Raw genomic sequence first — 10,632 nt, 5'->3', positions numbered from 1 at the left:
CTAGTTGCTACGCGCGGCTTTAACAAAGCGACGGTGGCCTTAGCGAACAAGCTTATACGGATAGCGTGGGTAGTTGTTACACGGCAAGAAACCTATAAACCAGTGACAGCATAAGAAAGCATTAGAACAAAAGGAAATCACACCAAGGTTGCGAAGGCAACAGGCAAGATGAAAACAGGTCAGACCGGCATACTGAAACCCTGGCTATACCCGAGGCTCTAGAAGCCGATTGTTTGATAAGGCCAGTATGCGCGAAGTCTCATCAAGGCCAGAAGCAACGCTTCACAAACAGGCCGGATATATGAAAGCAAACCTGTCCCTTCAATCAAACCTGTCGTCTTGCAAACTAGGAGGAGACCATATATGGGTATAAATATATAAAAATAGCGCCAGATGGCGCTATTTAAGAGAAGCAATATCCTTTTCCATGGGCGGTCTGTAATCGCTCAGCCGCCATGCCGACCCCCACCAGCTTCTTACGCACTCTGCTCAAATGCATATCAAGACTGCGATCGTACTTTTGGAAGTCCCTCGCCAATACCTGCCTGTAGAGAAAGTATTTGGATAACACCTGATGCTGCTGGAACACCAATGTCCAGAGCAATTTGAACTGAATGGGTGTGACAGAGACTTCCTCTCCATCATAGAAAACAGTCTGATATTTTCTGTCCAGTACCAACTCGTCCACCACCAATTGGGTTTTGTTCTCCTTGGTAGGAATCTGAGCGCTTCGCCTTAGCACGGCAGCAGCACGCCAAACGATTTCATCCAGAGGCTGCTGCCTCGTTATATAGTCATCAGCGCCAAACAAAAAGCAGTTCATGCAATCATGGTGATTGTATGTATCATCCAGCATCAGAATCGGCGTTGCGGCCTCCTCCCGGTAGCGTTTCAGCAAACGAAAACCTTCCATTTCAGGCAGGTCGGCAGCAAAGATGACGAGATCGAGATTGGTGGTTCGATAGATGTCTGAAGCCTGTGAATCAGAAACACAACGCCTGATGGCAAAGCCTTTCTCATTGAAACGATGTATCAGCTTTTCGCAATACGTTCGGTTTCTGTCAACAATCAGGATTTGCCCTGCCGATGGTGCACTGTGTAGGGACATTCCGTTACCTAAAGGTTACTAACTCATAAACGATAATGATTTCGATTATCAATATCATTATTTAAAGTTAAAGCACGAACCTGCTTAAGGGAGACCGAGATCACATAATCAGGTTAAATAATCTGGGCAGCCAACAATTCTTGATGGGTTCTCTCTCAGTAAGCTCAGTTTCATCTCATCCAATGCCGCTTTGTCATCCAATAATGTCTGTTTCACATTATGTCCAAACCATTCCAATGAAGCCGTCGCTGCAGGCTTACCGAGTACCTGTGACAAAAACTGTTGGTAGTCCATTGCCCCTTCCAGCAACGGCACCATGCCGTATCGACTCCCTGCTGGCGAGTAGACGTTTTCCGGAGCAAAAACGGTTAGCAGTTCCCGCGACAGCACATTCTTAAGGTGATAATGACCAACGTGCTCTTCTACCTGCTGGTGAAATTGAGCCGGATCCTCGCCGGACTCCCAAACATGCAAGGTGTCGTAATTAAGCTTCAGTGCTGGATGATCAACTTCATCAATCAACTGCATGATTGATGATGAGGTGTCGGCCAACGTACCGGGATGGGTTTCTACCAGCACATCCAAACCCTGATCGGCGGCGTACTCACAGATCCCTCTCAGGCGCTGTGTCATTTCCTTACGCGCTATTGCTCCCACTTCGCTACTCGCTTGATGACCAGCAAAAGTGCGCACCTTCTTGGTATCCCACTGTTTTGCCAATCGACAGATATGGCGGCATTTTTGCCAGGCATTGCGCTTATCCCCCGCAATCGGCAGATAGTCGCTCAACATGGAAATCGACAGTCCCATGTCGTTAAGCCACTTGGCATCATATTGCGGCTGTGCCTCCAGGCTCAGGGCATGAGCTCCCCAAAGCTCAATACCCTGAAACCCGTGGCAACAAGCCCACTCCGCCAGATTGTCCATTGAAACAAGCTGGTGTCGGAATGAAATGGTACAGATTGAAAGCTGCATATCAGGCAACCTCTACTGCCGCTTCAAGCGGTAAATCGTTCAGTTCGCACCAATCACGATAGACTTCGTTGAGGCGTTTTTTGATGCGAAACTCCGTACGATCCTGCTTATTCAGCAAGGCATAGATCTCGACCTGCAGATCCAGATCGCCGGTTTCTGCCAGCTTCATGATTTGGTATTGGATCCGACTATAGGTTTGGATGAGCTCTTCAATGACATCACACCAGATCTCAAAGTCATCATCAGGCAGACCAAGCGCACGCCAGAAGAAAGCAAAGCCGTGCTCATAGGCATATTTGCGCACTGCGATCACCCGAATTTCACGCAATGCCAATGACAGATCCGCGAGTTTTACCCCTGCATAACCGCGGACATGAGCGTCCAGAATGCGTCGAATGGCACTCGTCAGCGGGTTACCGTCAGCAATAAAGCACGCCTCAAAGTAAGCTTGAACATCGCGGTCATCCGCATGTTTTAAACCGGTTTCATCCAGCAGGTAGCCGCCTGCCACACTCGGTTGGGAGATTGCATTGAAGATACGCGCGCTTTCGAGCTCTCCTTCCCAACGGAAATCCGGATCGGACATAAATAGGGTTTTAGGATCATGGGTGTTCTCAAGCATCACATAGTGTGGAAAAGGGTTCTGGTTGAACTTATTCTCACGCTCCGGTAATTGATACATATCCAGCATCACCATTAGGTGTGAGGTTTCTGCTTTGGTTGCCAACAGACGCTGCATTTCTTCAATGTTGTCTTGTTTGGTTTTGCCTTCGTCATACCAAGGAGCCAGCGCCACACCATACAGGCGGTGGTACCAATCAAGAAAACTGCCATGGTTTATCTCGTCGGAGTGGTATTGAAGCTGGTAGTTCTCACTGATGGTGAAGGTCGCATCCCAAACGCCGAAGTAAAACGGACGGTGATCAATGCCTTTTCGCTTTAAAGACTCACAGACGCAACTGACAAAGCAATGTACTTTGACGTCTTCAAATTCTTCCTCCTGCGCTTTTGGGGCAGGCTCATTACGTTCAATGCGACACAGGAAGTCCGCCAAGCTGGAAACCGTCGCATAGTCTGCCGCGGTAATATTTTCCTCCGGCACGGTCAATCCCAGATCCAGCTCAAGGTGAAGGATTAGCTGAAGTATCAGCACCGAATCCAGATAAAGGTCTTCATTCAGCCTTGCACTCTCACTGAATTTTTCCATGTGGGCATTTTGCATGTTGTCGCTCAATACCTGGCGAATGGATGCAATCAATTGTTCGCGTTCCATGGGCGCTCCTTAACCTATCGCTGGAATAGAAATTTTGCTTTGAGACAGCACGTTACGGTTGATCTTTCCGTTGGCCATCTTTTCAATCACTGTGCATTGCTCGATATCGACGGGCAGTTGATAGGATGCCAGCCGTGTCGAACACCATTTTCGGATCCGGCTTGGTTCTAGTGCATCGCTTGCTACAAACTGCAGACAGACCCGTTCACCTGATAGCGGATCAGAGCGTTTGAAGACCACGGCTTCGGAGATCTCTGCGATCTCAAGTACCACGTTCTCAACATCCTGTGGGTACACATTCAGGCCAGAGACATTAATCATGTCGTCTGCACGGGAAACGAAGATCAACTGACCCTGCTCATCGAAATAGCCCAGATCTTTGGTGAAGATGATGTCATCCCCTTTTTGCACCACGATCTCTCCCGGTCTTGACGTGTCGATACCGGCATTGACCTTGAGATGTCCAAGCGGGGTACCGATGTGATTAGCCGCCTTGGTATCCGAGTTAATGGCAATGCAGCCAGCTTCTGAACAGCCATATTGCTGGAAGACATGTTTGGCTTTTTCACGCAATGCCTCAAACCAGGCTTTGGGTAACACAGTGCCCGAGGTCATCACGGCATTCAGTTGTTGGCCTTTCGGGTAAAGCTGCACCACTGAGTGAATCAAAGCTGGGGACGAATACAGCAAATGATCCGGCGTAGTCATCAGCTTTTTCAGCAGGAATTTCGGGTTAATGTTGTTAATGATGACTGGTGATTGACCACGCTTCAGTGCCACAAATACACCGGCAATCAAGCCATAGGAATGGGTGATCGGGCAGGCAATCAGTGGAGTCATCTTGTTCGGCTTTTTGAACTTCGCGACGTAGCTTTCTACTTCTTCGTCGATTGAAGACCAGCTTCGGGTGATCACCTTTGGCTCACCGGTGGTGCCGGAGCTGGTTTGCACCAGCACAGCCACGTCATCATCACCTTCTTGCTGAAGCGACATCGCAGGTTGCCCTTGTTCAAATAGCAGGACGTGGCACTGGGCGCGTGTTGCTAATCGTTTGGCAGCAAGACGGGGCGTCGGGGCGAAAATGGGGTAAAAAGAGCCGCCATTGGCTTTAAGGTACAAACACACCGCCAGCAGATAAGCTGGGTCTTCTGTGCAAACAGCAAAGCGCTTCCCTGCGCAGCTGCCAAGTTCAGGGTGTGAGCGGAACGCTTCGTTACTGCGCTCAAAGAATTCATGACTGAAAAAGTCATCATTTACGTAAATCATAACGTCCCTATTTTTGAGAATATTTATGAAATGGGTTGGACACCAAGTGGTGACACTCAGCCTGGCTTCCTTTGAACTTTCGGGTCATCAGAGACTCCGTCAGTACCTGCGCCTCGGTGTAGCCAAGTTGCTGCAAGCGGCTATCAAGTTCTGGGTGGTCATCGGCATAGTCTTCGAGCTTTTGGCCTACCATGTTCCAAAAGCTTTGTTCGCTCATGCCGTAGCTTTTTTCTATGAGAAAAGAGACCTCTGTCAGGCTGTAAATAAAGAGGGTGTCCATCACCAATTCACGCAAAAGCTCCACAGAACTCATGCCGTAGTAGTCATCGATCGGAGCATCGGCGAGGAAAGGTTCAATGGAAGCAAAGTCTGGTAACCATTCTGGATTGGCCAAAAATGGCAGGTGATATTCCACGCTTTCATGGAAATCCCGCACTATGACTCGTTCCGGCCAGCCATCACGATGAACCAACACCATGTTCTGACCATGAGGTTCAATACCAATGCCGTGTTTAACCAGTAGGTGCCATACAGGCAGCACCACGACATCGATTAAACGGCCCAACCAGATATTCAAGCCATAGCTTTCTACCCAGCCAGCAATGAAAGGTAAGCCGTCATCTTCAAGCATCATTAACGCGTTAAAGGGAATCGCTGACTCACCCTCACGCAATTTTGGCTGCACACTTTCTCGGAAGATAACCGCAACTTCTGAAGCCAACGGAGATGTTTCAGATGTCATCCCTGGCACATGGAAACGGGCACCTGCGTACTCTTCCAAAATAGAGAGCGCCGACAGTTCGAAGTCACTTTCAATAATCCGGTTAAGCCAAGAAGAAACCACAGGCGCCAGACAAATAGAGTGCGGTGCCAATGTTCGCTTCGATGAGGTATTTACCATGCTCAAAGGCAATTTGATATTGGCTCTATCGGAATAGCTTGCATTCATTAAGGTGCGAACAGATTGAGATGCGGTGTATTGATCCGCCCCCAAGCCCAGAAATATGAGGGTTTGATCAGCAAGTGGCTCTAGCAATTGTTCTTGCTTCAACTGTTGCCATTGCCATGGATGCATGGGCAACAGCGAATATTCATCCCAACTTTTGTCCTGTGCACTCAATGCCCCAGACAGCCTTAGCCATTGTGCACGGCCAAGCTCTCTAAGCCAGAAAGCGTCATGGGGCTGTGGCAAATTTTGTTTGATGTGGGTGCGTTTAACGGCGAGCCAACAAAGGTAAAAAGGCTTTGAAGATTCAGGACCATAAGCTTCATGATCTGCAGCACTGAATCCGGTACGCGCCTTGAAGGAAGGGTGGTAAGGATGTCCTTCATCCAGCGAGCCTTCCAAGGTTTCAAAATCTTGGTATCGACGGGATTCAGGCTTACTGACATGTCGACGGTTCCATTCGCAAAGAGCAGCTGTTTGTGAGAACTCTTCGGCAAGCGCGTATTTGGTTTTTTCTGTTGCAGGCAAATCTTCAATGATCTGCTGCCAATGCGCAGAAACATTGGCTCGAACACCATCGATACATAACGACTGAATATCGAGTCGATAGCGACCAAATACGCCTCGCTGACCCGAGATGAGATATTCTCTTTCCCCAAGCTTCCAAGCGAACTTCCCCTTTTTATCAGAGACTTCGACGCAATTTTCAAACAGTACCGCTTCTAACAGTTGCTTGATGACTCTTTCAATCGCTGACAAGTTCTGGCTATTAGGCAGAGGCATAGTTCACCTCCATCGGCTCTTCCAGACATGTCATCACAAGCGGGTTGGAAATCGTGCAATAGATAGCTTGTTCGTTGTCTGCCAGCAGTTCATCAACATCATGAACACGGGTTAACAAGTTGGCTTTTACCGGGATAGCTGATTCTGACAGCAGCTTTTCGACAAACAGTTTTCCCGCACCGGAAAGGGTATTTCTCAGCGCATAGAGCCTCTGCTGAACGAAGCTGATAAGAATTCGCTCTTCAACCAGACCATCTGCTCCCATGCGGCCAATGATGGAGAACAGATGGTTGATGAACAGGTAATAAGCAAAACGATCGCAGATAACATCGTCATCGAAATAGAGAGAGTCTACGGTGACAGAATCCGGCTCCATGGTTGCCAGATATCCACGATACGCTTTGGAAAGGTAGAAGCCCTGGTTATCACGGAAATAATAAACCGACGGAAGCCCCTCTTTCATCTCAATCACACTGTTTTGCTGGTGAGCTTCAAGCGCAATGCCATGTTCGTCATAGAGCGCAATCATTGGCTCTATGGCGCATTCCCAGTATTTGGCAAACCACTTGATGGCAATGCGCAGGTAATCTGCTTCATTTCGGTTCGCAAGCTTGCTGATGACGTCATAAAGCATTGAGCTTTCACCTGGCATTGGAGACTGAGTCAATGCCGCGATGGTAAAGACATCTTGATCATTGCCTTCAGGGAAAGGGTTCTCGCGTATGATGACTTCAAAACCACTTTCTTCCTGACCAGGCAAATCGACCGTGATGTATGCGGGATCTGTAATGACCTTGAAGCAGGCATGGCGGTCACTGAAACCTGTTTTGCGATATAGGGTCGCCATGACCACACCAGCATCCAGCTCATGACGTTTGTTAACACGCAGTGAGTTGGTGATTTTTACTGGTAGGGAGAATTTGTACATCCAATCCAGATTCGGGTGATAGAGAGAGCGCACAGAAGATGTGGCGGTAAATTCAGGTCCATAGCTTCCCAAATCCTTAATATCGCCCATCTTTACCAACTCTCGAATATCGTTTTGATGAAGAAGCCACTGCGCTTGAAGAGGATGCATGGGAACCACAATATGGGTTTCTGGTTTATCCGCCGCAGCAGGCAAAGATTCGGTGATCACTTCTTCTGCGGTCAGCGGGATCGCAGACCGTTGCTTGATCAGTGCTCGGTCAATACTGAAGTAATGAAGGGGAAAGTGCCCTTTGGTTTCAGGGGCATAGAATGCATGGTGATATTCCAGCATTCCCTGACGGCTTTTCGGTGTGGGGTGTTGCCAGTGACCAAAAAGCAATGATTGCTCGGCATCAATGAAATTTGGCTTGCTGAGCGATGGATCGCCACGACGCTCTTCAATGTATTGCGTCATTAATCTCTGGCTTTCAATCACACGCAGCATGAGCTCTTGCTTGCATTCAAAAGCGGCTGACTTGGCGTGGAAGATCCCTTCGATCAGTTGTTGTAAAGCATGCGTCTCTGAGACCACTTTCCAAGAGAACTTATCAAATTGAATCAGTACTTCGCCAAATCGGTGATTCCCCACCAATGAGCGGTATTCAACATTTACGGCAAGCTTTCCTACTAAATGTGGCAGTGAAATCTCGACAATCCACTTGTCTTTTGCCACATCCCCCAATCGGCCCACCGACATCTGCCAGCGTGAAGCGGGAGACCAATCTCCAGCGTCGACCTCTTTCAGATAACAGTTAAAGAATGCTTGAAAGGATGCTTTCTCTGCGATGTTGCTGGCTATCTGACTCACGTTTCCCTCGCCTTATACCAAGCGCGCCTGAATGGCGTTTAATCTGATAAGGCCAAGGATCCTAATTGATATTAATTCTCATTACACTAAAAGTTACCATTGTTACAACACGCCATAAGGTAAGTCCCACATCACCTTTACCGCACGTGAAGGTGGCATCCTCTTCACGCATCATGACCATCCATTATTCTCTCTACACAAAGATTATGACTTCAAAGAACCGTGTGTTGGACGCACCGATAGTCCCTACCTTCTTCTATTTCGCCATCCCTTCATTTATTGGTCTCGTTGCAATTTCTAGTGCCAGTATTGTTGATGGGATGTTCGTCGGCAGATTTCTGGGTGCCGACGCACTGGCAGCCATCAACCTGCTCATTCCTTACATCACGTTTGTTTTCGCAGTGTCTTTGATGATTGCTATTGGCGGAACGGTTCAAGCAGGGGAACATATAGGCAAGGACGAACTTGATAAAGCCAATGCTGCCTTCACGCAGTCTATGTTGGGCGCATTCGGGTTCAGTACGTCGATGGCGATGATCAGCTCCATCTTCAGCACTGAACTCTTTTACTTTCTAGGGGCACCAGCTTCACTTCATCCGCTCATGGAGCGCTACTTCAGTGTTCTCACCGTCTGCATGATTGTCCAGCTGACCACCATGGTACTCTATTACTTTGTGCGCGCTGATGGTTTCCCAATGCTTGCAACCGCCGCGCTTATGGTAGGCGCAGCGACCAACATTACTCTTGATTACGTTTTCCTGGGAGTACTGGGACTTGGGATAGAGTGGGCAGCGTGGGCAACAACCTTTGCACAGCTACTACAGTTGTCGGTGCTTATTTTCTATTTCGCGAAACCTTCGAGAACCTTGTCGCTCTCAAAGGCAGGATTAGAGATAAGGAAGTTTGTGAGTGCGCTTATCAACGGTGCTTCGGAATTCATTAATGAAATTTCCGTAGGTATCGTTATCTTCACCGTACATTGGTTATTGATGAAAAATGGCGGTCAGGAAGCGGTCGCAGGTTTTTCGATTGCCAACTACATTCTGTTCGTCAGCATGATGATGTTCTACGGCGTGGTCGATGCTATCCATATTTTAGTCAGTCAAAACAAAGGGGCGGGTAACCTATACCGTATCAATCGTTTCATGGCACTCGCCGCAACCACAATCGTATTTATTAGCAGTGCCTTGGTTTATCTCTGCCTTGTAAAGCCCGATACAGTGACCGAGCTCTTCCTGACAGATCTGGATGAGAAAGCATCTTCACACGCTCTCAGTTACATCGCCATCATATGGCCATGCCTGATGCTCAGCGGAATTAACGTTCTTATTTCCGCTTACTTCACCGCAATGCAACTGCCAAAACAATCAGCAGCCATCGCGTTGAGTCGAGGATTGGTACTCCCTGTATCACTGATCTTCGGTTTGGTTATTTTCTTTAAAGACCAGCACTTCCTTACTGCGCTTCCTCTTGCCGAATTCTTTACCCTCCTCATAGCCTGCGCTCTGTTTATCAGGCAGCAAAAGCACATGAGCATAAAAAGGCATCTAGCGACCAATAGTGCTTAAACGACAAAGCCCTGCTGAACCAGCAGGGCTTTAAATAGTATCGAGTCATCTTCCTGCCTGTCCTTCGACAATCAACATCTACAGCAACCTGACCAGTTGAATCACGAATTCATGGTCATCATTTAAAGAAGACTCAAACCATAAAGAAGTGAAGCTGAGGATTGACTGCAAAAAGGATCTAAAGGCTCTATAGTCGCACACAGTAAGTGGCACCTACCTCTGGCGCGACGGCCCAGAGTGAGCAGAATTATTCTGGATCGCAGAAAGTAAAAAACCTCAGCCTTTCGACAGGGAAGTACAGTTTGAAGTTTCTTGTGACGGGATAAATTTGCTTTATCGTAAACGAAAGAAAGCCCCGCTATTTCTAGCAGGGCTTCTTAAAAAGTGGCAGAGCAGATGGGACTCAATGCGCACGGCCAGTGCCGCGACCCAAGGTGCTAAGCACTTTCCCGGATCGCACATAGCAAAAAACCTCAGCCTTTCGGCTGAGGTTTCTCTAAGAAGTGGCGGAGCGGACGGGACTCGAACCCGCGACCCCCGGCGTGACAGGCCGGTATTCTAACCAACTGAACTACCGCTCCACACTTAAATTGGAAGCCTGGCGATGTCCTACTCTCACATGGGGAGACCCCACACTACCATCGGCGCTGTTACGTTTCACTACTGAGTTCGGCATGGAGTCAGGTGGGTCCATAACGCTATGGTCGCCAAGCAAATTCTTTTTTTACTTTCAGTTTTTCAAAAAACTGAAGGCAAAAGTAATCTTGGAAAGCTGTTTCTATGTTCTCTACACATTCAATGTTCTATCCGAGTCCGTCAAAACCCCTTGGGTGTTGTATGGTTAAGCCTCACGGGCAATTAGTATCAGTTAGCTCAACGCCTCGCAGCGCTTACACACCTGACCTATCTACGTCGTCGTCTCCAACAACCCTTTAG

The 10,632-nt window shown here is 48.2% G+C and carries 7 protein-coding genes, 1 tRNA gene and 2 rRNA genes; 1 reads left to right on the top strand and 9 read right to left on the bottom strand.

The genetic code is table 11. The annotated features are described in order from the left end of the window. Positions 1 to 403: 403 nt before the first annotated feature. The 6 genes from GMA8713_RS24450 to GMA8713_RS24425 form a co-directional block, all read right to left on the bottom strand. On the bottom strand, positions 404 to 1,108 hold the full coding sequence (locus GMA8713_RS24450; RefSeq protein WP_062715144.1) for a response regulator transcription factor: 705 nt from the start codon (positions 1,106 to 1,108) through the stop codon (positions 404 to 406). 108 nt (positions 1,109 to 1,216) lie between these two features. Beyond that, positions 1,217 to 2,083, bottom strand: coding sequence for a sugar phosphate isomerase/epimerase family protein (locus GMA8713_RS24445; protein WP_062715142.1), 867 nt, complete (start codon positions 2,081 to 2,083; stop codon positions 1,217 to 1,219). 1 nt (position 2,084) lies between these two features. Then, the gene (locus GMA8713_RS24440) at positions 2,085 to 3,356 is read right to left on the bottom strand and encodes a DUF6005 family protein (RefSeq protein WP_062715140.1); all 1,272 of its coding nucleotides are present in this window, start codon (positions 3,354 to 3,356) and stop codon (positions 2,085 to 2,087) included. Between the two features lie 9 nt (positions 3,357 to 3,365). Next, positions 3,366 to 4,622, bottom strand: coding sequence for an AMP-binding protein (locus GMA8713_RS24435; RefSeq protein WP_062715138.1), 1,257 nt, complete (start codon positions 4,620 to 4,622; stop codon positions 3,366 to 3,368). Between the two features lie 7 nt (positions 4,623 to 4,629). Further along, positions 4,630 to 6,351 carry an IucA/IucC family protein gene (locus GMA8713_RS24430; RefSeq protein WP_062715136.1) on the bottom strand — a complete coding sequence of 574 codons (1,722 nt, stop codon included), beginning with the start codon at positions 6,349 to 6,351 and terminating at the stop codon, positions 4,630 to 4,632. Beyond that, positions 6,338 to 8,128 carry an IucA/IucC family protein gene (locus tag GMA8713_RS24425; RefSeq protein ID WP_062715134.1) on the bottom strand — a complete coding sequence of 597 codons (1,791 nt, stop codon included), beginning with the start codon at positions 8,126 to 8,128 and terminating at the stop codon, positions 6,338 to 6,340. The genes GMA8713_RS24430 and GMA8713_RS24425 overlap by 14 nt, the downstream gene beginning before the upstream one ends. Before the next feature lie 206 nt (positions 8,129 to 8,334). Between GMA8713_RS24425 and GMA8713_RS24420 the strand changes: the two genes are divergently transcribed. Beyond that, on the top strand, positions 8,335 to 9,696 hold the full coding sequence (locus GMA8713_RS24420) for an MATE family efflux transporter (RefSeq protein WP_062715146.1): 1,362 nt from the start codon (positions 8,335 to 8,337) through the stop codon (positions 9,694 to 9,696). A 504-nt stretch (positions 9,697 to 10,200) separates the two neighbouring features. On the opposite strand, the gene GMA8713_RS24415 is transcribed toward GMA8713_RS24420, so the two are convergent. The 3 genes from GMA8713_RS24415 to GMA8713_RS24405 all read right to left on the bottom strand — a co-directional run. Then, positions 10,201 to 10,277: transfer RNA gene (locus tag GMA8713_RS24415), tRNA-Asp, on the bottom strand. Between the two features lie 15 nt (positions 10,278 to 10,292). After that, positions 10,293 to 10,408: ribosomal RNA gene (gene rrf / locus GMA8713_RS24410) — 5S ribosomal RNA — on the bottom strand. A 125-nt stretch (positions 10,409 to 10,533) separates the two neighbouring features. Next, positions 10,534 to 10,632, bottom strand: a 23S ribosomal RNA gene (locus GMA8713_RS24405); the annotation flags it as partial.

The organism is Grimontia marina, from assembly GCF_900060185.1.
GTDB classification, from domain to species: Bacteria; Pseudomonadota; Gammaproteobacteria; order Enterobacterales; family Vibrionaceae; genus Enterovibrio; species Enterovibrio marinus.
This window is presented reverse-complemented; position numbering and strand designations above follow the sequence as displayed.

Coding starts and splice junctions, on each gene's coding strand:
- GMA8713_RS24450 (WP_062715144.1), bottom strand. CDS start 1,108: ATGTCCCTACACAGTGCACCATCGGCAGGGCAAATCCTGATTGTTGAC.
- GMA8713_RS24445 (WP_062715142.1), bottom strand. CDS start 2,083: ATGCAGCTTTCAATCTGTACCATTTCATTCCGACACCAGCTTGTTTCA.
- GMA8713_RS24440 (WP_062715140.1), bottom strand. CDS start 3,356: ATGGAACGCGAACAATTGATTGCATCCATTCGCCAGGTATTGAGCGAC.
- GMA8713_RS24435 (WP_062715138.1), bottom strand. CDS start 4,622: ATGATTTACGTAAATGATGACTTTTTCAGTCATGAATTCTTTGAGCGC.
- GMA8713_RS24430 (WP_062715136.1), bottom strand. CDS start 6,351: ATGCCTCTGCCTAATAGCCAGAACTTGTCAGCGATTGAAAGAGTCATC.
- GMA8713_RS24420 (WP_062715146.1), top strand. CDS start 8,335: ATGACTTCAAAGAACCGTGTGTTGGACGCACCGATAGTCCCTACCTTC.